The sequence below is a fragment of the Micromonospora sp. NPDC005806 genome (assembly GCF_042871425.1).
Lineage (GTDB): Bacteria > Actinomycetota > Actinomycetes > Mycobacteriales > Micromonosporaceae > Micromonospora.
This window is the reverse complement of sequence record NZ_JBIAIL010000010.1, coordinates 146,545-169,645: the sequence shown is the minus strand read 5'-3', so window position 1 is coordinate 169,645 and position 23,101 is coordinate 146,545. Positions and strand designations below refer to the sequence as shown.

The window sequence follows — 23,101 nt, the reverse complement described above, 5'->3', positions numbered from 1 at the left end:
CCCGCCGCGCATCTCCCGCCCCGACGCCGCGCCGCCCCCCCCCCCCCCGGGGGGGGGGGGGCCCCCGGCCACCCCCGGGGGGGGGGGGGGGGCCCACCCCCCCCCCCCCCCGCCCCTCTACTTCTGCACCATCCGGATCACGCCGCCGCCGCCCTTGCGCACGTCGGCGATCTCCGCGTCCGTCTTCGACCCATACTCGCCGCCCTGGCGGCCGTCCCCGTAGGACAGCACGAACACCGTGCTGGTCCGTCGCTTCCCGCCGCAGTTGCAGCCCATCGCTTTCTCCCCTACTCGCCGTGCACCGTGGCGGTCAGCGCCGCCACGAGCGTCTTGCGGTCCCGCCCGATCGACGCGGCGATCCGCTCGGCCTGCGCCGCGGTGGCCACCCGCTGGCGCTCGGCCGCGAAGCCGGCCGCCACGGCGCGGCGCACCGCCGCCTCGAACGAGGCCGGCGACAGCGCCCGGTCCGGGCGGCCGCCCGCCTCCGACGGCTTCCAGCCGGCCCAGCCGGAGGCGACCATCGCGTACGCCCGCCCGCCCGCCGAGCGGCCCCGCACCACCGGGAACCCGCCGACGTTGACGCACAGCGCCGCGACGAGCTGCCGCGCCCCGCCGATCCACCGCCAGTCCCCCGACAGCGGCGACCGGCGCAGCAGCTGCACCTGCTCCTCCGTGGCCTCCGGCACCAGCGACCCGGCGACCCACGTGCCGTGGGCGTCGCGCCCGGCCCGGACCACCGCCACCTGCGTGCCGGTGTCGTCGTAGTGCGCCACGGCGGACGCCGCGCTCGCCTGCAGGTCTGCGTGCCCGGTGCCGGCCGTGATGTGCCCGACCGCCACCAGGTCCCCCTCGGCCGTCTGGATCTCCGGCCGGTGGAACCAGTCCATCCCGCCCTCGGCGGGCGGCAGCACGCACTGCCCGCCGCTGAGGAACGACAGGTGGCAGTCGTTGTCCGCCAGGTGCCCGAACACGCGCCCATCGGCCGTCACCGTGATCGGCGTCAGCTCGCCCAGGCCCGGGTCGTCGAACCAGGCACGCGGCGGGTACAGCGGCGCGACCTGCTTCTTCGTGGCCGCCGCGCCGGCCGCGGTGACCGGCTCTTCCTCTTTCTCCGCCTCGTCGGAAGGCTCCCCCTCGGCCGGCTGCTCGTCGTCGACCAGCTCCAGCTGCGCCTCCATGAACGCCTGCGTGCCGACCAGCGTCACCGCCATCACCCGGCCCTTCGTCACCGTGATGTACGGCTCCTCGCCGGCCTCCATGAAGGCGTCCCACTCCTCGTCGGACATCTCCTCAATCGGCTTGCCGTCCCCGTCGGTGAACACGAACTCGAAGTCGTCCAGGTCCACGCTGGGGAACAGCACACCCTGGCGCAGCAGCTCCAGGGCCTCACCCAGCTCCGGCACCGCGTCGATGAAGTCGCCCGCGCCGACCAGCTTGCTCTTCTGCACCTCGCCGGTCGTGATCCGGCCGATCGTCACCGCGCCCTCGTGCCCGGGGGCGTCCTCGCGCGCCCACCGCAGCGCCAGCGGCAGGTCGCGGAACGACCACTCGCCGTCCGCCGCGAAGATCCGCCGGTCACCCGACCTGGCACCCAGCGGCGCCAGCGTCCCCTTCCACGTCGCCATCTGCTTGCCACCCTTCGCGGCTGCCGCCGCCGTCACCGTGATGTCCAACCCGGTGGCCCCGTCGCGCCGGGGCCACGGGTGCTTCGGGACCACAGGCAGGGGCTCGTCGGCCTCCACCTCGATCATCGTGCAGCGGCAGTTCACCGTCTGCCCAGGCGGCGCGGCCGGATCGCCCGGGTACCGCATCGGCACCCCGCCGACCATGAACACGCCGTCCAGGGCGACCCGCTGCCCGTCGGCGTCCCGGTGGTCGTCCCGGGTCCGCTCGTCGTGCGTGGCCACCCACACCTTGTCCAGCTTCTCGTCGAGCACCTGCTCGGCGGTCAGCCAGGCGGTCAGCGTCCCCGCGTTGTACGCGCCGATCGTCTCGGTCCGGGCGATCGTCACCGCCCGGTCCTCCCACGACCGCTCGCCCAGGATCCCCTCGATCGCATCGCGGATGCGCGGCACGCTCGCACCCTCGGCGGTGAGCTCGGCGACGGCCGCCGTCACCAGCTGCCACGCGCTGTCGGGCACGCCGGCCAGCCGGTTCGGCAGCGCCGCCAGGTACTCGTCCTTCATCTGCGCGACCCGCAGCAGGTCGACGTCGCCGCCCGCGTCGGCCACGCCCGCCAGGAACGTCTTCTCGGCGGCCGGCACCAGGTGCACCGTCATCGCCTCGAACCACGCCTGCCCGGCGCCGGCCAGCGCCGACGGGTCGGGCGGCAGGGCGGCCGCGGTGACCGGCAGGGTCGTCGCCCGCGCGTCGGCCAGCCAGGCGCGCAGCGCCGCCCGGGCGGCCCGGAGCATCCGCCGCTCGGCGGCCACCACCCGCGCCTCATGGTCGAGGCGCAGCGGCAGCCACGGGTCCTGCTCGGCCACGGCTCAGCCTCCCGCCGGCGGCGGGTCGGCGACCACGGCGATCTGCACGCCCGAGACCTGCACACCGCCGTCCGGGCGGGACACCGGCAGCCCGGCCGGGCTGCGGATCAGCCGCTCCACGATCAGCACGTCGTCGTGCAGCTCCAGCTTCACGAAGTCGTTCCCGAGGTCGATGCCCACCGCCGCGAAACAGTCGCGCAGCTGGCTCAGGGTCACGGTCGCCGGGTCAGCCAGCTGGGCCAGGGTCACGCTGTCCGGGTCAGTCATCGGCTCTCCTCCTCGCCTCGTTGCGCCGCGCCACCGCCTCCGGGTCGCACACGTGGCCGGCGTCGGTCAGCGGTGGCTGGTCGCCCTCCCAGAGGTCGCCCCACCACCCGCAGGTGCGGCAGATCGTCCACCGCAGCCGCTCGCAGCCGTCCTTGCGCCTGAACCGCTGGCAGGCGTACCCGTGGGCGGGCACCAGGTCCGGCGCCAGGATCGTCGCGCTCATGCCGGCACCAGCTCCCCGGCGACCGTGGCGGCCAGGTGCTCGCGCAGCTCGGCGACGTCGTGCCGCGCGCCGGTCACCAGCAGCCCGCCGACGTACGCGGTCAGCGAGGCGGTCAGCCGCTCCGCGTCGACGCCGAGCTTCGTCGCGACGGCCGGCACCGCCGCCCACGCGCCGTCCAGCAGCCTCGGCACGGACGTCGGCGTGGACTGGCGCACCGTGTGGTACTCCCACGCCTTCAACCCCTGGTGCCGGTACCTCTCCCGGCCAAGCACCCGCTTGCCGGCGATCTCCAGCGCCCGCAGCGCCAGGACCTCGCACGCGGCGACGAACGGTGCGCTCATCGGCCCGGCCGCCGCGGCGGCGATCGCGTTCTGCTCGGGCGGGCCGCGGTCCTCGGTATCGCCGGGCGGCGGCTCCGTCGTCGGCTCCTCGTCGGCGGGCGGCTCACCTCCGCCGGGCAGCTCGGCCGGGGTCGGCTGCGGCTTCAACGCCTCCGGGTCGAGCTGCACGCTCACCCCGGCGACCTCCAGCAGCCGGGTCACCAGCAGCGGCCCGGCCGCCGGCATCGTGCGGATGATCTCCAGCAGCCGCCGCAGCTCCCGCTCCTCGTCGGTCGGCTTGTCGCCGTCACCGAAACCCGTCTCCCGGCGCAGCGCATCCCCCGACAGCTCACCCAGCCCGTACAGGTCCTTCGCGTCGGCGCCCTTGTCCGGCGTCTGCGTCAGCTCGCTGGTGTCGTACCAGACGATCCACCGGCGCGGGTCGGCCACACCCTGCGCGCCTTCCAGCGCCGGCCACAGCATCTGCTCGGTCAGCGCCGCGCAGAACAGCTCCAGCTTCGACTCGACGTGGTACTTGATCGTCGCCTCGTCGGTCATCCAGGCGCCCCAATGGTTCGCCTGGGTCATGCCCAGCAGCATCTCCGGCGGGGCGTCCAAGCCCAGCGCGAGCCGCCGGATCGCGCCGTCCAGCATTGCCGGCACCGCGCTGCTCAGCTCCGTGGCGAAGCTGAGCAGCCGCGCCTTCTCCAGGTGCTCGGCGGGGCCCTGCACCACGATCGGAACGAGGGCGGCCACGCTGTCGCGGTCCTTCACCGCGGTGGTCATTGCCTCGGTTAGCGTCGACAGGAACGACGACACCCCGTCCTCAGCGTCCTCCTCCTGCTCGGGCGCGACGAAGCTCAGCTCGTTGGGTAGCAGCAGAATGCCCGCCCCGGCCAGCCGGGAGTCGATCTGCGACTGCACGTACTGCGTCAGCCGCTCAATCAGCCGCAGCACACGCCGGTTGGACTGCACCTGGCTGGACGGCAGCGCGTGCTTGCGGGGGCTCGGCACCCAGATCCGCACGATGACCGTCTCGTCGGACTCCAGCTCGCGCGCCCCGTCGCCCTGGTCGAGCACGTACTTCCCGGCCCGCTCGGTCAGCTCCTCCACCGACGCGATGAACCACCGCTCCCGGTCGGTGGCCTTGCCTTCGGCGTCGCGCTCGGGCTCGCCGATCAGGTAGCACTCGCCGGGCACGCCGAGCTGGATGCCGGCGTCGCGCAGCAGCTCGGCCTGGGTGCTGGGGCCGCCGAGGAACGTCTCGTTGACGCCGGCCGGCGCCTGGTCGGGCGTCTCCATCGGACGGCCCTCGTCGTCGACCTGCGTGATGTACAGCCGGGTCCGGCCCATCGCCTTGGCGATCAGGTCGACCAGGAACGCGAACTCGCCGCACTCCTCGTAGTGCCGCCACGCCTCGTCCTGCCACTGCTGCTTGGTGACCTTGCGAAGGCTGCCGCTGGAGTCGTAGCGCATCTTCGCCGCCGACGCGACGACAGCGGTCGCTTGGCCGACCGCGCTGTCGACGTTAGGCTTCGTGCCCCACCACCCCATGCGCTACTCCCCCGGCTCGGCGCGCACCAGCAGGCCGGTCGCGTACGACAGAGCCAGCGCGACGGTGGGCACGTCGACCCACCACAGCCCGGACCAGCGGGAGACGTCGGACAGGTGCCACCAGCCGGCAGCGGCCGGCACGGCGATCCACACAGACAGGCACCAGCGGCAGAACAGCAGGTACGCCAGCGGGCTGCCCTCAGGCAGCCGGCTGACAATGGCTTCCCGGGGTCGCCGGGTGATCTCGTCGGCGACGATCAGCCGGGTCACCCGCGCGACGAAGAGCAGCACCACCACGATCTCGATCAGCCCCGTCACGGTTATGAGCATAAGCGGAGCCATTGCGACCCGGCAGACCCTGCTGCCGTCCCCGGACCGCCGTCGCCGTCAGCTCCCGCCAAGGTGCTGTCAGCCCCTGTCGACCTCGCCGTCGTACGGGACGGGTGCGAGGGGCGACCCAGGCGGGGCACCGCGGCCTGCTTGATTAGCAACAGCCGCTGCAGGGCGAGGAGCTGCAGGACTGCGTGCAACCTCCTCGAAGTGCGCGTGCACACGAAGCAGCACCTCGGCGTCGAGGGCGGCGTAGGTCACCTGGCTCTCGGTGAGAGGTCGCCGGGTCCAATCCCCGGCCTGTTCCCTCTTATCGAGCTCTATGCCGAGTTCACGCGCGCAGACTTCGCGAAGGCTGTGGCCCCTAGCGGCGGGGCGGAGTCGGCGCGACACGTCGCGTGTATCCAGCACGGCGTCCAGGGCGAAGCCGTGCCGGCCGAGGACCTCGCGTTCGAATGAGGCGTAGTGGATCAGCTTCGTCGTTTCGGCGCTCGCGAGCAGCCGGCCGAGAGGCTCCAGATCGGGAAGCTCGAGCGCGTCGATGAGGTAGGTCGCCTCCCGACCCGCCACCTGAATCAGGCAGAGCGTGCGCTTCGCGAGTGTGGTTTCGACGTCGAGGCCGACGACGGGTTCGGACACCAACGCGGCGACCGCTGCCTTGAGCTGCGGCAGCGTCCGCACCCAGATCACCGGTCGATCATTCTCTCGACGCAGGAGGGGCAGCTCCGCCGGGGTCCCCTCGAGCTGGGCGACGTGCTCTGCCTCGCCGCGGGTCAGAGTCCGAACGCCATCAGGCAAGCGAGGTAGACCGGTGTCCGTCCCCGAAAGCCATCTCCAGGCACCGCCGACGTCGAGCAGGTAACCGGCGACCACCTCGCGCTCGACCCACGGCGGCATCAGCGGTTGGAACTTGCTGAGGCGATAGCTCGGGAGCGATTCGGCAACGTCTGACCAGAGGCGGTCGTTCTCCCAGAACTCGGGCTCGGCAAGACTGGTGAGCGCATCGCGGAACCGACGTCTATCAATATCGTCACCCCGCACCTTGATCGAGAAGTTGTCAGGGATGACCTTCCAATCTCCCCCGACCGTTTCAAGCGCGTACCGAAGCGTCGCGTTGATGCGTCCTCCCGCGAAGGTCCACCAGCGAATCTCCCCATCATCGAACTCCACACCTCCACGCGGGGAGTCGATGACCTCGCGCACGGAATCGCGATGCTCGGCGAGCACCGCCCATGCCGCGTCGTCGATGTAGGGAAAGCGCTCATCGCTAAGGAGCACCGACAGAATGCGCTGACAGACGTCGAAGCTGAGAAACTGCGGGAGAAAGCCCCCCCACGTCGGCTGGCGTCCACGGGGAGCCGATTCGACGACCACGCGGCGATCCTCGTGCCGCACTTGAAGGACAGCCCATGCGCGTCCCCCGAGCAGGAAGCTGCTGACGCCATCGACGAGTCGGTCGACGAAGGCCTGGTTCAACGAGCCGAGAGGCTGGCCGCCAGCGGTTTGAACCGTGTAGGTTTGCGGGCTTGAGAAGACCGCGAAGAGCTCCATGAAGTTCTTGCGCCCGAAACGGCGTTCCGCTTTCGGACCGAGGACCAGCCGGCCGCCTACGAGCCGCAATGCGCCGTCCCGTACCATCCATTTCAGTAGACGGTCGTATTCGGCCCGATGAATGCCTTGGAAGTCCGGTACGCGCGCCAGGTGCTCCCAGGCGTCGTCGGCGGCGATCCCGTCACTCGCCAGCGCCATAGCAAGCAGCTGGTGGATAAGCACCGGCCAGCAGCGGCGCTCTACCTCGACCGCTTCGACCCAGCCGGCCTTGGCCAGCTCGACCAAGGCGATGGCCTGCAGTACGCCCTCTGTCGTCTGACAGAAGAACGTGGTGTTGGCTGCTTGCCCCGCTCGCCGGCCCGTTCGCCCCATGCGCTGCAGGAACGAACTCACGGTGTCAGGCGCTTCCGCCTGCAGGACCCGATCGAGGTCGCCGACGTCGATGCCCAGCTCCAAGGTGGAGGTGCACACGATGCAGGCGTCGCTGCCGTGATGAAAGCGCTCCTCAGCGAGCTGGCGCTCTTCTCGAGAAACTGCGCTGTGGTGAACGAACACGGCGGTGCCGTCGCGCCTCATGTACTCGGCGACCGCCTCCGTGGTGGAGCGAGACTGGCAGAAGAATAGGGTCTTCTGCCCCGTCGCGACGCGCGCTGCGTCACGGGAAAGCTCTGCGAGATTCTGGCGGTGGGCAACCAGGATCTGCCGACGCCCCGGTTGCTTCGGAGGGCTGACCACGCGTCCCGGCCGATTCGATGTGCCCTGAAGCCATGTGAGAATCGCCTCTGGGTTGCCAACCGTCGCGGACAGCCCCACGCGCTGGACGTCGTGCTTGGAGATGCGCGCCAGGCGTTCGAGCACGCTCATCAAGTGGGCGCCCCGGTCGGAACCGGCCAACGCGTGGACCTCATCGATGACCACGGTCCGCAGACCGGCGAAGAGCTTGCTCTCGTCCACACGCGGCGACACCAGCATCACTTCGAGCGATTCCGGCGTCGTCATCAGGAGCTCGGCAGGATCCCTGAGAAACTGACGGCGGGGATAGTCCGGCGTGTCGCCGTGCCACACGAAGCGCCGTAGGCCGACCATCTCGGTGTAGAGCCCGAGTCGGTCAGCCTGGTTGTTCAGCAGCGCCTTGATGGGCGCGACGTAGAGTGCGCCTACCCCTTCCGGCTCGTTCTCGACCATTTGAGAAAGGGTCGGGAACATCGACGCTTCGGTCTTGCCGCCGGCGGTGGGGGCCAAGATGACCGCGTTGTCGCCAGCAAGCAGTGCCTCGCCCGCCTCTTCCTGCACCGGACGCAGGCTCGACCAACCGAGCCGGGAAACGATCGCCTGTTGCAGGCGCGGTGCGAAGCGGGCGAAGACGCTCACCACACATCCTCGGTCGGCACCAACCCGTCCGCCTCGTCATCGAGGTCGACGAGTCGAGCGCCGGAAAGGACATACTGCTCCTCAGTGCTGAGCTCCTTGGCCTGAAACCCGTACTCCGACATGGGCTCGTAGTCCGCATGTTCCTCGACCAAGTCGAGCTGGGTGACGAACTCGCGCAGGAACTGGCGCGGCACCACGCCGACGTCACCCTTGAAGCCCGCGGTTACCTCCGCCACCAGCCGCTCCACGAAGGCCGTGCTGATCTTCTGGTCGAGGCGGCCACGGTCCGACGTGGGGAACAGCTCGCGAAGACGAAGTGCGACCGACCGAAGCCGATCGGCGTCGAAGGGGACAAGCTCGAGCTGGGCCTGTCGCAAGCTAGCGAAGCGGCCCTGCTTCAGGAAACGGATCCGGTCGTGAAGCGGGGCGAGGCCAGCAACGCCATGCCGCGTGTCGAAGAATTCCGGCGTGCCCGTGAACACCCACGCCATGCCCGGATAGCTGCCAGCTGCGTCAGCAATCTGCCGAATCCCGTTCAACGACTTGTGCCGCGAATCCGAACGCATGCGGAGGATGGTTTCGGCCTCGTCAATGACGATGATGAGCCCCGCGTAACCCGCAGCCTTCACGATCTCGAGCACTCCCCGCAGGTAGTCGAGGGCATCGCGGCTCTCAATGTCCCCCTTGATGCCGGCGGCCTTCTTGGCCGATGCGGCGACGTTGCCGCTGCCGCACAGCCAGGAGATGAGGGCTCCTGCCTCCGCGACATCTCCCTTCTGCTTCAGCTCGAAGATGGTCTGAATGACGCGAACGAAGTCCTGGGGCGCTTGACCGCCCGTCATGGCCGCGAGGTCTTCGTCGAGGCGCTTCTGCACCTTGGCGTCGAAGGCGGGGTCCGAGTCGTCCTCTCCGGCCGCGACGAGGCTTTCCTCCACGCGGCCAATCCACCGGTCGAGGACGTCGCTCAGGGCTCCCCGTGAGCACGACGCCGTGCCGAGCTCGGTCAGCACCTTGCGATACACATCGTCGAATCGATGAAACTTGAGATCATTGTCGGATGCCACGACGAAGCTGGTCGCGAACCCCCGAGCCTGCGCATCAAGCAATGCAAGGCGCGCCATGAAGGTTTTGCCGCAACCGTAGCCGCCGCGGAGGAACTTGACGGTGCCCTCGCCGCTCCTCGCGAGCTCCAGCTGTCGATGCAGCTCTCCGCGTTGCTTCTCGATGCCGACGGCGAACGCGTCGATTCCCCGCTCGGGCACGAGGCCTTTGCGTAGCGACTCGAAGACGTGCTCGACGTCCTTCTGGGTCAGTGTGCTCATCCGCTTCCCTCACGTACGTATCGCTTCACTCCGGCCACGACGGCGATGCGCACGTCGAACGGGGCCTTCTGGGCATACGCCTCGAACTGGAGGGCGAAGCGCCGCAGGCCACGCGGGCCGCCCAGCATCGCGGCGGCCTCGTTCTCCGTGACCGTGCCGTGCGCCGCCAAGTGCTCGAACACCTGCCGGGCCCCCGACTCGGGGAACTGCTCGAGCCAGCTCCCACTGCTCGCCCCGACGCTCGCTGCTGGTGCGGGCGGTGGTGACGATGGCCCCCGCGTCGCCGTGACCGCGAAGCGCGCATCCGGTACGCACGGCACCACGTCCGCCACAGCGCTCGGATGGTGGATCTCGATGAGCGCACGCGCGTCGACGGCTCCGGAGAGTCGGAAGAAGAGCTCGAAGCGTTCACCGACGGTCGCGACGACCACGCCGCCCGCGATCCGCGCCTTGCCGCGTGTCTGGCAAAGCTCGACCTGCACGCCCTCGACGTCAGGGACCCGCAGCGTGAGCTCGACATCCCTTGGGCTTCCGAAGTCCAACGACCGCTGCGCGAGGACCTCGACCTTGGCCTCGATGCAGTGCATCCCAGCCACGCCCTCGCTGGCCTCGGCCCGTATGCCGTACTGCACGCTGCTCCCGCCGGCCGCCGTGCGATGCACCACGGTCAGCACCGGGATGACGCGCTCCTGCAGGCTGTTGCCGCCGTGGACAAAACTCATGGACCGCCGGCCGGTATCGAAGACCGCCGTGGTCTCCGGGAACATCACGTGCCCGTTCACCCCCTCGTAGCGGAGGTCCGCCAGCGCGACCCTGACCTCTCCCGCGTGATCCGCCGCCACCGGCGAGAAGACATGCCTTCGTTTCGGATCGATGCGACGACCATGGGCTTGGGCGGATGCGGCACTGTCGTCCAGCAGGAGGAAGCCGTGGTCGCTGGTGAAGACGAAACGACGCACGCCCGCGTCTCGAAGCAGACGCCAAGCGGCGCGCAGCTTCTGCATGACGTGGTCGAACACGGCGGGGCCGACACCTTTCTCGCCGGCGTTGTCGATCTCCTGGCTGTGGACGACGACAAGTCGTGCCTGGGCGACCGAGCGCTTGAGCGAGGTGCTGTCGCGGCTGACCACCTCTTCGAGGGTGAGCCATGGACACGTGCCACCGCCGACCCGGTCGTGCATGGCACGCTTGCGGGTTTCAGGGTCAGACACACGAAACTCGCCTGTCTGAAAGCCCTGAACCCCTCCGGTGTCGCTCGCCATCGAAATCTGCAGACGCCCGTTCTTCTCGACGGGCGCGAGCACGTTCATGCCCACCTCGGTCACGGTGGGGAGCTCGGCAAGCCGGGGTTTGAGCAGCACGGTGGTGGCCGGGGTGCCTTCCATCTGGCGGTAGAGCTCCTCGCCCATCTCGAACCGCAGGGCGTCGACGACGAAGTATGCGGTCGTTCCGGCTTCCTGGGTCAGCGGCTTGACCACCTCGTCGAAGAGCGTCCGCTGCTGTTGCGAAGCGCCTGCGAGGAAGCCATGTGCCTTGCAGAGCGCATTGAACTCGCGCGCCCAGGCATCGGCCCACACGCGCCAGGCGCGGCGCATCCCGTCGAGGCGCGTCCGCAGGGTCTCGAACTCGGGCAGTTGCGGGTAGAGCAAGGCCACCCGCCGTTGCTCGAGCTGCCGATGCGCCTGATCGACGACGGCGCCGCGCTCCACGTAGGCGCTCACGGCGGCTTCCAGGCCATCACTCGCGCCGACCCCCAGTCGTTCGCCGGCATGCGCGATGGTCTGGCCGAGACGGGCCGCGTCGCGGACGAGTTGCCAGGCGGACTGCCTCGTGGGATCGTCTCGAAGCCAGAACGAGGCGCTTGTGGGCTTGGTGTCCACGCGCAGCTCGGCCCACTCAGTAGCGAGGTCATAGTTCGCGCGCTCGAGGGCTGCCAACGCAGCCTTGAGGACTTTGTCCTCTTCGAACCGGAACGTGTCGACCTTGCCGAGGTCTTCGGCCCGGGCCGCCTCAACCTCGTCGGCGAGCAGGGCCTCTGTCTCGTCGGCCGTCCGCTGGTAGAAGCCCGCGTGGCGCTCCCGGAGATGGGCCGCCACGGCGCGGCAGGTCTCGATGACCGGCCGCGGCAGGTCTGCGGCGTGAGCGAGATGTGTGCCAACGGGCGCACGTCTCAGGTCGTCCACATACTCCACGCAGAGCGCCCAGCTCGCGGCGGCGAACGCCACATCCTCGGCGCGCGGCCGTGAGGGCGGAAGCGTGGTATCGCGCCAGTAGCCCGGGAGGCCGACCCACGCCGCGAGACGTTCCCAGAGGGCATCCTCGTCGTCGAGTTGGCCGATGCGTTCCGCGACGAATCCCCCGGTGAGCAGATCGTCGAACACGGCCGTTGGTCTCATCGTCCGGAGCTGTGCTGCGATGCCGCCTTCGGCGTCGTCCAGGAGTGCACTCAGCCAGGCGTCGGCCCCCGCGAGCGTCATGTCGGGCTGCGCCTTGAACGAGGCGATCTGATCGGGGCGCACCCGTCCCGCGGCGGCCTCGGTAATGAGGGTGTCGAGCGCCTTCCGGTACCGCACCCCGGCCGCGTATAGCTCGTAGAGCGGCGTGCTGCGCACGGTCTCCTCGGTGAAGCCCGGCAGGTGGATGACCAGCGGCACCTTCTCGGTTCCGGCAGCGACCCCGTCAAGCGCCATCATCAGCGACAAGTGGCTGCCTCGGAAGGCGTGGACCTCGTAGGGCAGTGCACCGGAGGCACGTAGTGCCCTGAGGCGGTCGACAAACCCTCCGTAGTGCCCGGCGTGGTCAAGCCACACGACCACGCCCTGCCGGCGCACCCACGAGCGCAGGTCCGCCTCGAGGCTCGCGGACACGGGGCCACCGAGCCCCGCCGCCGATGGATGGGGTGCTGCTGCCGTCGTCATTTTTCGCCCTCCTCGCTCTCCTCAGCGTCGTCGAAGGCGTCTGCGTCCTGATCGTCGTCCTCAAGTAGGTCGGCGGGCGGGACGAGGTTGGCGAGGAAGGCCTGGCGCTCGCGCACCTTCTTGGGGTGCTGCCTTTCGAACGCCGCGCGGGCCTCGGGCTCATCGGGAGCGAGGATGCGGAGTTCGACGCCCTGCTTCTCGGTCAGGCGCAGCTCCATCTCCCACAGCTCGCCTGGGTAGTCGGTCCACAGACCGCGCTCGAGCACGAGCATCTCGGGGACAAGTTTTCGGCCCTTGCCGCGGCCCATGCGGCGCGTGGCTTCCTTCTCGATGGCGGCGAGGGCCGCTGCGGGGTGGTCGCGCAAGAAGGCGTCGCGGTGGTGGCCGTCACCGCCGTCGCCGAGGTCGCGGCCGCCCGGGCGATAGGGCGCCTCCCTAATCTTGAATTTAGGGCCGATCTCGTCCTGAAGCCGGAGCTCCCAGGCCCAGGCGCGCGCCGGGTGGTAGCGCCAGAAGCAGCCGTGGGCGACGCCGAGGCTCGGGTCCCCGTTGCACTTCTTGTCAACTCGGGACGGCCAGTAGTGCATCGTCAGGTGGGCCCAGTCGTAGTCCTTGCGGCCGCTCGCGGTCGCGAGCTCTTTCCACCACCTCTTCGGGTCTTTCCATTGGGGGTCGAGCAGCGGCCACAGTGTGGCGCAGTTGATCATCACGCCGTCGTCGAGGTCGGGCGCGTAGCGGGCGTCCTGCTCGCGGGGCGGGCACTTGTTGTCGGTCGGCGGCGCGCCCCGGTCGGCGCAGGCCTCGACGTCGGCGATGAAGACCTGCAGCTCGTCCACGGCCTTGAGCACCCGATCGTACTGCCTCTCTGCGGCGCGGGCGGCCTTCTTGTCAACGCCGGCGCGGGCGGCGCGCAGGTCGGAGAGCTCGCCGTCGAGGCGTGCGAGCGTCGGCACGAGGTGGTCGGCGAGCAGTACCCGTAGCGTCTGCTCGTTCATGCGGTGGATGTTCACCCAGGCAACGAAGGTCTTGCCCGATGAGGAGAGCGGCCAGTGGATAGGCCGGTTCTCGTACATGCCCTTGTGGACGTCCTTGAAGAACTCGAGGGCGAGCCACTCGCGCAGGCCTCGCTTCGTGCCGATGGCCGGGCTGTACTCGGTCCAGGCAGCGTGCAGCGGCGCGGCCGCGGGGTGGCCGAGGCCGTCGCGGCGATCCCCAGCCTCGAGCGTGGTGTCGAGGAAGAGGATGCCGTGTGGGAGCGCGTGCGAAAGGTCCGCGGTCGCCGGGTTGAGGATGCCCTCCGCGGCGCTGCCGGCAGGGCCGAAGCGGCCGAGAGCGACGCCGAGGGCGAAGCTCAGGTGGTCAGTGGAGGGCTCGGGGCTTAGCTGCTCGACATACTCCGGGAGCGGCGCGCCGTCGGGACGGTCGACGGCGGCTTGGGCCCAGTCCTGGGCGTGGCGCCATGGGGAGGGGCCGGGACTGCGAAACTCGACGGAGGGTTCACGGTGGGATTCGTGAAGATCAAAGGCGGCACAGATCTCGCCCCAGACGGCTGAGGCCGCAGCGTCGCGAAAGACTGGAATTCGAAGAGCATCGCCTGCGGTGAAGTGCACGGTTGGATTGAGCGCGGACATTACGCTGCGTGCGGTTCGACCGTTCAACAGCACTACAGCCTCGTCGCTGTCGAGCCCGAACACCGACCGACCTTCAACGTCAAAGATACTCGGGCGATCGAATGCTCTAGCGCCAAAATCAGTTCCCTTGGACGTCATTGCGACACCCGGGCGGAGGTACAGGTCTTCGCTGCGGACGGACCTACTTGCGCTTCCGTATACCCACTCGTTAAGAATCTTGACGTCGAGACCGTTTCGGCCCCAATTCACGCACGAATCGTGGGAGTGTTTCCACTTGGCTCCAGCTGCGCCCTTGACATACGGGACCCAGATTACCGGGTCTGAGCACTCACTCGACCTTGTTGGCAACGAACCGGTGTCAGCGACAGGAATTTCCCAGGGCCGACGCAAGTACCGAACATTATCGTTCGTTTGAAGACCGTTCTTGACCTGCGCAGCTTCCGCGAGCTTCGGTGCGCCAGAGTACAGTGAAAGAAAGGAAGATTCCCACCAATACACTAGCGGCCACTCTGGCACGACCTTCAGCGCGGCCGGGTCGAAGGTGCAGCAGCCCTCGTGGCAGAGGATGGCGGCGCGCTTGCGGTTCAACGCCGAGATCGACCTATCGCGTTGCTCGTCCCGCGGTGTCGGAACGAGCCCCGCAGACTGGGCGCCTTCCGCTGTTCCCCGCATCAGGCAATACATCGCTACGGTGTAATCGCGCATTTGCTCGAATGCGCCCCAGAGGAGGTCGACCATAGACCGGACAGAGTGTTCGGTCAGCACGAGCTTCCGCAGTCCGGCATACTGCTTGAGGAACATCCACCCGTTCATGGATACTTGCGCGGCAATTCCCCCATCGCGTACCAGCTCCAGCCCTCGCAAGAGAAAAGCCGCATACAGGTCGGCCTTACCAAGCGGGTATGTCTTCTCGACGTACTTCGCGTCCGCCATCTTGCTCGTGCCCTGGTACGGCGGGTTCGCCACCACCAGGTCGTAGGCGCCCTCCCTCACCAGCCGCACGAAGCGCACGCCCGCCGCGAGCTGCTCGCCGCGCAGCCGTAGACCGAGGTCGTCGCCGCCAGTGTGCTTCGCCAGAAAGCCTTCCAGCCGATCGAGCAGGGTGGCCTTGGCCTCGTCGCGACCGATGGGGACGCGCTCCGGCTGTGGCCTGAAGCCGGCGAAGAGGTCGCCCTGCTCCGGCTTGGCCCGTCCCAGCACGGCCTCATGCCGCTCCAAAGCCTCATCCACCGCCGTGTCCACTTTGAGCAGGCTGCCCAAATGGTCGGCGCCGCGCAGGGCGTGGATCAGCGTGTCGGTCAGTCCGCCGGGGATGCCTGTCTCGCGCTCCACCTCGCGGCGCAGCTCGACTAGCGCCGGGTCGTCGTCTGCCAGGCTCGCGAGGCGTAGGTGCGACGCGACCAGATTCAGCCGTTCGGGCCGCGCGTCGGGGGCCACCTGCCGGGCCTTGAGCCACAGGGCTGCCGCCGCGATTTGTACGGCCCGCGTGTCTAGGTCGATGCCGTGCAGGTTGTGGGACAAGATGCGTTCGACGATGGCCTGGTCGGACCAGCGCTCCTCACCAGCCTCGCCCCGATGCCGCGCTTCCTCGCGGTAGAGCGCCAACAATAGGTCGAGCGCCACGACCAGGAAGTGCCCCGAGCCGGCAGCAGGGTCGAGCAACTTCAGCTCGCGCACGGTCTCGGGCGCCTGCGCCACGGCGTCTTCCGGGATCGGCTGCGGCACGTAGTAGGCCCAGCGGCGCTCGGCCTCGGCGTGCAGCGGCATCAGGTCGGTGAGCGCGACTTCGCCCGACGCGCGCTTGGCCCGCCACTCCGCCCGCCGCTTCTCCAGAAGGTCCAACGTGCCGTCGGCCTGAACCTCGGGCGTCCACCCGTGCTTCCGGCACATGGCCAGCCACATCGGTCCCAGGCTGTTCTGGAGAAGCCAGTCCACCATATAGCGCTCGGTGAACATCTGGGTCTTGCTGGCGATCTCGTGCGGTTCGACCTTGCCGCCGCCGTTGAGCTTGTCGTCGAGCGCCTCGCGCTCGGGATCGTTCCAGTACTGGTAGACCCAGCCAAGTGTCATGTCGTCGGTCCAGCAGCTCTCGAGCGCCTCGGTGTTGAGAGCGTCAACGACATGCCGGAGCGTCGCAGCCGGAACCGGTACGAGGTCGGCCACCCCTGCCGGCCCGTAGAGGCCGGGCAGCTCGGTGGCGAGATCCTCGAAGGTCAGGTGCAAGAGGAAGGCGTAGCCTTCGGTCTCATCGCCACGCACCAGCCCCGGCGCAAGCTGCCGGAAATCTTTGTAGGCGCGGCTCTCCCAGCCGCCGGTAACCACGGCGGGCGCGCGAAGCGGCTGACCCGAGGGTCCCGACGCCTCCATGAGCCGTAGCATCACCAGGCGATTCAGCAGGGTGTAAGCCGCCTGCTTTTCGGCCTCGCGGCGGAAGTCCTCCGCGGACCTGCCTCCCTTGGCCTTGACGGCGCCCTGTGCTCGCAGCTGCTCGGCCACCCACGCCTCCAGCCGGCCTCGCCGGGCGCGCGCAGCCTCGTCCAGCCCTGCGTCGCGGGCACGCACCGAGAGCCGGTAGGCCGTCTCGGTGGCGGCGTGGAGGTCGTCGAGGAGGCGAGTGCGCAGGGACCGGATCGTTATCGAGAGCGCGCGCTTGGCGTCGGAGGTCATGGGCATATTCGTCGTCCTCCGGTCACAGCAGCCGCACGCGCGCACCGGCGCGGACCTGCTCGAGCAGGCGCTTCTTGATCTCGTCGACGAGCGCCTGCACGTCGGCCTCCGTCGCCACCTCTCGATTGCGCAAGTGCAGGTCGACCCGGGCAATGAGAGGCTTTTCGCCCTCGCTCAAGATCTCGTCGAGGAGGTCGTTCGCCTGGTCCTCGGCACGCTGCAGCGCGATCGCGAACGGGTCCTTCAGGGAGACGAGCGGTGGTGCGATGGCCTCGGCGGTGGTGTCGGTCACCGCCAGCGCGAAGGGCCGGAGCACGCGGTGTGATTGCTCGCCCGTGAGGGTGCTGAAGCCGTCCCGCGCCTTCACGCGGGCACGGGCCGTCTCCGCCTGCTGCTCCTGCCACTGGAGGAGCCGCTGCCTCTCGGTGAGGTAGCAGTTGCGGATCTCGGCAAGGTCCTCATCAAGCGCACCGATGTCGCGCCAGGGCCGCTCGGCCTCGAGCTGGGCGGCGACGCGCTTCGCGGCTGCCTCAACCTTGGTGAGCTCGACGCCGAGGTCCTTAAGCTGAGTTGCCTGGTACGTGAGCACACCATGGGCGGCTGCGACGGCCCGAATGGCATCGACCGCCAGCTCCGCGTCGTAGAGCTGCAGGAGCTGGACACCGTCTTGCAGCGTGTCGAGGTGCTTCTTGACCAGCTTCACGGTCGGTTTGGTCTGCCGGCAGGTGCGGATGCACTGCTCGAGCGCCTCGCCGAGCTTGCGAAACACAACAGGCCCCTCAGGCGAGCCCGGGAGCTGATTGAGCCGGCCCTGTACGTCGCGGAGCTTCTGGGCAAGCTGCGGGAAGTGCTGGGCGACCGCGTCGGCGATGGCGTGGTCTTCGCGATCCATGCGGTGCCTGAGGCGCTCTTCAAAGAACCTGCAGATGCGTGCCCGCGCCTGGAAGCCAATGTCGTCTTCGCCGGCCGGGAAAATTGTTGTACGTCGGAAGGCGCGGTCCTTGTCGAAGAGGTCGCGCACTCCTGCGTCGCGAATGGCAGTGATTTCATTGCCGCCATCGGGCTGCAGACGCACCTTGCCGGCGCGGAGCAGGCCTGCGACACAGGCCTTCACGACGTTCGCCGTGTAGCCGTAGGGTGGGCCGCCGAAGTGGGCGAGGAGCGTCGTCCCGCCCAGGCCCCCCTCGGATTCGATGTGCTCCTGGATGCGGTTTGCCACGACGCCGCTGCATGAGGGGACGTAGCGTCCGGAGTCGAGCTCTAGAATGCCGAGGTCGCCTGTGAGGAACTTGGGTGATGGCCCCGAGAGCTCGGCCTCGACGAGCTGAAGCAGTTCGGAGGGTTGGACCTGCGTGGCGATGAAGTGCGGGAACAGGTCTGGCAGCACCCGGGTGGCCGTCGCGTGGAGCGCTGCAGCGAACGACGCGCCTTGTTCCTGGGGCGAGATGCTCCGACCTCGAAAGTACATCTTTCCGGCCATCCAAGCCGTCGCAATGGCGTCCCGTGCGAGCTTCTCGAGGTCCTCGGCTCGGTTCTCCTCCTGCTGGAGCAAGATCTTGCGGGCGGGATTCAAGGATTCGCGGCGCGGCTTGTACTTCTTGACCATCGCTCGCGAGCGGTAGAGCTCGCGCGTGTGGTGGTCCACGTTGTCGCTGTCGCCGCACAGCCAGACGAGGCGGTCGTGAAGTGCTGTCTCGCCGCTCTTCTTCACCCAGGTGCTCTCAGTGCGCTCCTCGTGGGCCAGGAAGCGAAAGTCGACACGGGCGGCGGCGTCGTCGCGCGGGTCGACGAGGTTGACGTCGTCCGCGCGGCGGCCGTCGGAGAACTGCCCCGCCCAAGGGAATGGCCGTCCTTGAAGTCGAGGGCGGTCCGGAGCGGCAAGGAGAAAGGTGAGCCCGTCCTGCACGATCTCGCTGATGGCCTCGCGCACGACGCCGATGTCGCGGCGCTCACGCTCCCACTCTTCGCCGGCTGAGGACTGGACCTTGTAGCCGTGCTTCTCCGAGTACCCGAGGAGGTTCCTGCGGCGCAGCTCCTCGAGCGCCTCGGTCACGGCAGCCACATGGTTGCCGCGGTCGACTCGGTCGTAGAGGCACTGGGCCACGAGTTTCGCATCGGTGGCCCGGGTGTCCTGAATGAGCTCGAGCAGTGCCACCGCCTTGGCCGCGCGTACCATGAGCCCGTCCGCATCATCGGTGCACTGGCTCAGCACGCGGGCCATCGACGCTTGCACGTCGGAGTCGAGCGCAGTGTGCTGAACTTCGTAGATCCGGTCGAGGGTCACGAGCGCGCCCACCGGCTGTTCGGCGAGCTTCTGGTCGCGGAACAGCTCACCGAGCAGCTGGAGCAGGCCGCGGATGGCCTGGTCATCGCCCTGGGCCCGGGCCGAGCGTGTGCGCAGGGCGCTGGTGATCTGCAGGATCAGGTCGATCTGCCCGGGGAGCATCGGGTAGACCTCGACGAACTCCTCGGGGGTCACCGCCTCACAGCCGTAGGCGTACAGCTTGAGGTCGGGCCGGTGACTCTCGAAGAGCGCGCGTAGCTGTCCCTCGGCGTCGGGTCGCTTCTGCAGGAGTCGCTTATGGACGACGTCGCGGATGTTCGTGGCCGCCAGATGCACGCGGAGTTTTGGAGGGAAGCGATCTTTCGCCCACACCAGGAAGGAGTCGTCCGCCTCCTCGTCGAGCTTCTGCTGCCCGAGCGCCAGCAGCCAGGCTTTGCCGCGGAGCGTGGAGCCGATGGCGGTCGCGAAGGCGCGCAGTCGGTCCACGCGGTCTTTGTTGGATAGAACGTATTGGGAGACCTCGTCGACAACGAGGAACAGCGTCGCGCGCGGGCGGCGGAACTGGAGCATGTCGCGGATAGCCGCGACGGCTTCCTCGGGCGAATCGGAGCGCGCATGGGTGCCGCCGCGGCTGGTGAACCAGCTCATGGGGTCGGTATACCGGTTGGGATACATCACGCTCATGACGAGCGAGAAGTCCTCCTCGGCCAGCGCCTTGTCCTTAACGCCGGCCCATGGCGTGCCGAGTGTCTCCTGGGCCGTCTTCTCGAAGCGAGCCCACTCGCCGTCGCGCTCGAGGCGCAGCTCGAAGTCCGCCACGAGGGGCTCGGTGCTGCAGTAGTCGAGCCGTCGCTGGACCTGCCGAACGGTCGCGGCGTGGATGTGCTCGTTGTCTCGCGCGATGCCTCCGATGTCGAACACGACGGCCAGCGGATCGATCTTCTGGCGAAGAACACGCCATGCCTCGCGGAGCTCGGCAGACTTCGGCGACGTGTCCCGCTGGAGCCACGCCTCCGCGAGCGAGCCTCCGTCCGGCAATGCGACCCCATCGAGGGAGAGCCCGAGTAGCTTGGCGAAGCTCGACTTACCGGAGCCGTAGAAACCTGAGATCCAGGCGTTGGGGAGTTCGGGCCCACCTGCCTTATCCAGCTCCGCAGCGATGTTCGTGAGCAGCCGAACGTACTGCTCGTGGATGCCGCTCGGCACACGACGATGGTTCGGGTGGTCCTCGGGCCAGCCGCCGGTGATGATGTACTCGGAAACCTCGGCATCGAGCTTGTCCGCGCCCTGCTCGTGGAAATACACGACCGGCGGGATATCCCGCGTGACGTCAGAGAGAAAGAGGTCGCGAATCAACATGTCGTCCCTCATGGATAGATCCGAGGCCGGTAGTCGCTGTCCGGATTGAGAATGCCCATGAACGAAAGCCCTGTCGGGCCTCGCCGTTCGCCGGGATAGAGCAGGACCACCGGCACATTTCGCGTCCTGCCGTCGAGGTGACGAAGAAGGGATGATGATCGAATGAAGGGGTACAGCGCGCCCGCGCGCCCGATGAGGGCCACCGTCCGGTCAACGGTGTCGGGGTGCTTGTCGGCGTACTCGCAGATCAGGCGGCTGCAGTCCGCCGCGATCCCGTCCGGCCCTTCGATGAGCGGCGAAAGCTTCGACTTCAGGTAGTTCAACCCGCGCTCCGGTTCGATCCCGGCCATGCGCTCTTCCATCTGCACGACACGGTCGACCCACTCCAAGCCCTGCGCTCTGACACGGTCGAGAAGAAGCTTCTGAAGGCTGATCGAAATGACCATCCAGCCGTTCGCGACGAGGTCTGCGGTCAAGCGCTGCACTTCGCCACGGAGCTTGAACTCATCGGGCGGGTCGTACTGCATGATCGCGAAGCGATAGTTGCGCATCGTGCTGATGCGCGGGCCGTCCTCATGGATGAGATCTCGGCGCAGCGCGGCGAACGCCTCTTGTAGAGGAGTCTGTGTGAACAGGGGAAGACTCACAGTGCAGCTCCAGCCAGGCGCGACTCGTCACTGCGGAGGTTGACGTCGGCCCACATCCGCAAGTCGCGCTGCCTCCAGCCGAAGTCGATGAGGTCACCCTGCCGCCTGAAAGCAAGCCCAGGGAGCCCACGCAAGCGCTCCTCAAGGATGGCGCCCTCCAAGCCGACCGAACTCGTGTACGGGTTGTCGAGGAGACTTCCCTCGAACTCCGTCTCGCGCAGCAAGTACATGAGGTACTCGAGCGCTTCGTCCGGCACGCGCGGCAGACCGATGGGGCGAGGGTCGCGGTTCGAGGCGACCAAACCAGCCGAGTACGCCGCGGAGAGCAACTTGCTGGCGAACTGGATTCGCATCGACATCGTCCAGCGGCCCGGCCCTTGCTGTCCCACCCAGGCGACGACGAGATCGCGAGTCACCTCGGGCCGAGGCCCAGAGCGACGCTCGTTCAGATACCCACCCGTGAATCGCCGATAGAAAGGATCGGTGAGTTGCAGGTGCCAGTGGCAGATGGCTCTGCGCGTGTCCGGCGACATGTGTTGCCAGCTGTGGAGCACGGCGAGCGCCGATGGAAACGCACTGAATCGGGCACGCATGTTGGTGAGAAGCACCTCGACGCGCGCCAGACTCCGAGCGCCAAACCAGTACTCGTCGAAGGCCCGCTGGGCGTTCACGTTGGTGGTCTCGTCGGCGTGCGCCCAGAAGGCGCGCGAGTCATCGAGCTCGAGGGCACACTTGGAGAGGCGCGTGTGCGGTTCCGTCGCCTCTCGTGGGCGGCCCGTCATGATGCTCTCCTGTAGTGGGGAAGCGGGTAGGTATCGGCCGCTGGGGCGAGCCCCGCGACGAGCTTCCGCACCCGTTGATCCAAGGCGATCGGAGGGTTCCCCTTGAGTCGCCGTCCGACCGGTGAAGCCGCCGCATCAGCATCACCGTGGCCGACGACCCAGTCCCAGAATTGATCCCGGCACCAGCCGTCACTGACAACCGCCAGGCCCGGTAGCGCCTCGTCCGGCGCGCGGCCCGAACGCTTCAGATCCTGGAAGCGCTCCTCGATTCGCTCGTCCAGCTCGAAACCCAGACTGAAGAGCGAGACGATTCGGTCGGGGTCGTGGTCCTGGCGCCGCAAGTCCGCGTCCATCCGTCGGGCAGCCTCTCTCGCGCCCTGAAGCACAGCCCAGCGCCAGGTGCCCGGCAACAGCCGGCGGAACAGATCCTCGCCCCCGTACTCGGAAACGAGGTCGGAGCGCCACCAACCAAGCCCGCGTTCTTCCCCCGTCTCGCCCGCCCACGCCACCACGAGCTGGGAGGTGAGCGCCGCGTCGATGTCCGACATCGGAATCGGCGCTCGTTCACTCCCGGTCGGTAGGTTCTCGACATCGAACATGCTCATGGCTCGACCTTCTCGTTGTCCGAGTCGGCCGCTCCACCCGCCTCAATCCAAGCGTCGACCTGCGAGACCTTGAACTTCCACAAACGGCCCACCCGGTGCGCGGGTAGGGACTTTGACTCGATCCAGCGGTAGACCGTGTCCTTGGCAACGCCAAGGTGCTTCCCGACCTCCTCCACCGATACCCAGGGCTCATGCTCGTGCACTATCCGGCTCCCACAGGGCGTAGAGGCAGACTCCCGCTCGCGCCCTCGTCAGACGCGACAAGAACGTATCATGGTCAACAGGGAGCGTTAAAGATCGACGCAGATCGGCGAGACTCGGTGAAATATTGGCCTCTGAGCTACCGCCGCTTCCCGTACTCGCCCACAGCGCCCGCCAATCCTCCGAGATCAGGCTCTCAAGCATCCTGGGCAGCGACGCCGGCCGGCCGAGGGGCTTCTGAGAGGGCGATTCGAAGATCTTTGGTTTGGTCTGCGGCTTTAGTCCGATTGGAGATCGTCCTGCAGGCTCGATGTAGATAGCGATCACTCGATGTCAGTCGACCCCGCCGGTCGAACCGGCCGAGCAGAGCCGTCTCGGGGTTGCGGATGCTGCCAATGACGCCGCCGATGATGGCCTCCGTGGTCGCCCGGGCTCGAAACTTCGCCCATCCTCGCCGGCCAGGCTCATACCGGCTGTCGAGCCGCCTGACCACACCCCTTCCACACCAGTTGCGGTCCAGGTGGTCGGCCATTCCCTGACCTCGGCGCCGTCGGCGCTTCGCGGGGTGACCGCCGGCTTCGGC

General features: G+C 68.3%; 15 protein-coding genes. All 15 read right to left on the bottom strand.

The features are described 5' to 3' along the window. Positions 1–117: 117 nt before the first annotated feature. Positions 118–276 carry a hypothetical protein gene (locus ACFYOS_RS13895; protein ID WP_387140024.1) on the bottom strand — a complete coding sequence of 53 codons (159 nt, stop codon included), beginning with the start codon at positions 274–276 and terminating at the stop codon, positions 118–120. 11 nt (positions 277–287) lie between these two features. Beyond that, positions 288–2,486, bottom strand: coding sequence for a phage minor head protein (locus tag ACFYOS_RS13890; RefSeq protein ID WP_387140021.1), 2,199 nt, complete (start codon positions 2,484–2,486; stop codon positions 288–290). Between the two features lie 3 nt (positions 2,487–2,489). Further along, entirely contained in the window at positions 2,490–2,753 is a 264-nt protein-coding gene (locus tag ACFYOS_RS13885; protein ID WP_387140018.1) for a hypothetical protein, read from the bottom strand. Beyond that, the gene (locus ACFYOS_RS13880; RefSeq protein ID WP_387140015.1) at positions 2,746–2,976 is read right to left on the bottom strand and encodes a hypothetical protein; all 231 of its coding nucleotides are present in this window, start codon (positions 2,974–2,976) and stop codon (positions 2,746–2,748) included. The genes ACFYOS_RS13885 and ACFYOS_RS13880 overlap by 8 nt, the downstream gene beginning before the upstream one ends. Next, entirely contained in the window at positions 2,973–4,850 is a 1,878-nt protein-coding gene (locus ACFYOS_RS13875) for a hypothetical protein (RefSeq protein ID WP_387140012.1), read from the bottom strand. Before ACFYOS_RS13875 ends, ACFYOS_RS13880 begins: the two co-directional genes overlap by 4 nt. A gap of 3 nt (positions 4,851–4,853) precedes the next feature. After that, on the bottom strand, positions 4,854–5,168 hold the full coding sequence (locus tag ACFYOS_RS13870) for a hypothetical protein (RefSeq protein WP_387140009.1): 315 nt from the start codon (positions 5,166–5,168) through the stop codon (positions 4,854–4,856). A 90-nt stretch (positions 5,169–5,258) separates the two neighbouring features. Beyond that, positions 5,259–8,102: a DEAD/DEAH box helicase gene (locus tag ACFYOS_RS13865; protein ID WP_387140006.1), complete on the bottom strand. Its 2,844-nt coding sequence runs from the start codon at positions 8,100–8,102 to the stop codon at positions 5,259–5,261. Continuing rightward, positions 8,099–9,424 carry a BREX system ATP-binding protein BrxD gene (gene brxD / locus ACFYOS_RS13860; RefSeq protein WP_387140003.1) on the bottom strand — a complete coding sequence of 442 codons (1,326 nt, stop codon included), beginning with the start codon at positions 9,422–9,424 and terminating at the stop codon, positions 8,099–8,101. The genes ACFYOS_RS13865 and brxD overlap by 4 nt, the downstream gene beginning before the upstream one ends. Beyond that, positions 9,421–12,342, bottom strand: a complete 2,922-nt coding sequence (pglZ, locus tag ACFYOS_RS13855; RefSeq protein ID WP_387140000.1) for a BREX-6 system phosphatase PglZ — start codon at positions 12,340–12,342, stop codon at positions 9,421–9,423. The genes brxD and pglZ overlap by 4 nt, the downstream gene beginning before the upstream one ends. Next, on the bottom strand, positions 12,339–16,640 hold the full coding sequence (gene pglX / locus ACFYOS_RS13850) for a BREX-6 system adenine-specific DNA-methyltransferase PglX (RefSeq protein WP_387139997.1): 4,302 nt from the start codon (positions 16,638–16,640) through the stop codon (positions 12,339–12,341). The genes pglZ and pglX overlap by 4 nt, the downstream gene beginning before the upstream one ends. Before the next feature lie 22 nt (positions 16,641–16,662). Then, entirely contained in the window at positions 16,663–20,295 is a 3,633-nt protein-coding gene (brxC, locus tag ACFYOS_RS13845) for a BREX system P-loop protein BrxC (protein ID WP_387139994.1), read from the bottom strand. Next, positions 20,292–20,930 carry a DUF1788 domain-containing protein gene (locus ACFYOS_RS13840; protein WP_387139991.1) on the bottom strand — a complete coding sequence of 213 codons (639 nt, stop codon included), beginning with the start codon at positions 20,928–20,930 and terminating at the stop codon, positions 20,292–20,294. Before ACFYOS_RS13840 ends, brxC begins: the two co-directional genes overlap by 4 nt. Continuing rightward, positions 20,927–21,712, bottom strand: coding sequence for a hypothetical protein (locus tag ACFYOS_RS13835; RefSeq protein WP_387139988.1), 786 nt, complete (start codon positions 21,710–21,712; stop codon positions 20,927–20,929). The genes ACFYOS_RS13840 and ACFYOS_RS13835 overlap by 4 nt, the downstream gene beginning before the upstream one ends. Further along, positions 21,709–22,317 (bottom strand): BREX-6 system BrxE protein, encoded by a 609-nt coding sequence (brxE, locus tag ACFYOS_RS13830; RefSeq protein ID WP_387139985.1) that lies wholly within the window; start codon positions 22,315–22,317, stop codon positions 21,709–21,711. Before brxE ends, ACFYOS_RS13835 begins: the two co-directional genes overlap by 4 nt. Next, complete coding sequence (locus ACFYOS_RS13825) at positions 22,314–22,520, bottom strand: helix-turn-helix domain-containing protein (protein ID WP_387139982.1); 207 nt, start codon at positions 22,518–22,520, stop codon at positions 22,314–22,316. The genes brxE and ACFYOS_RS13825 overlap by 4 nt, the downstream gene beginning before the upstream one ends. Positions 22,521–23,101: the final 581 nt, after the last annotated feature.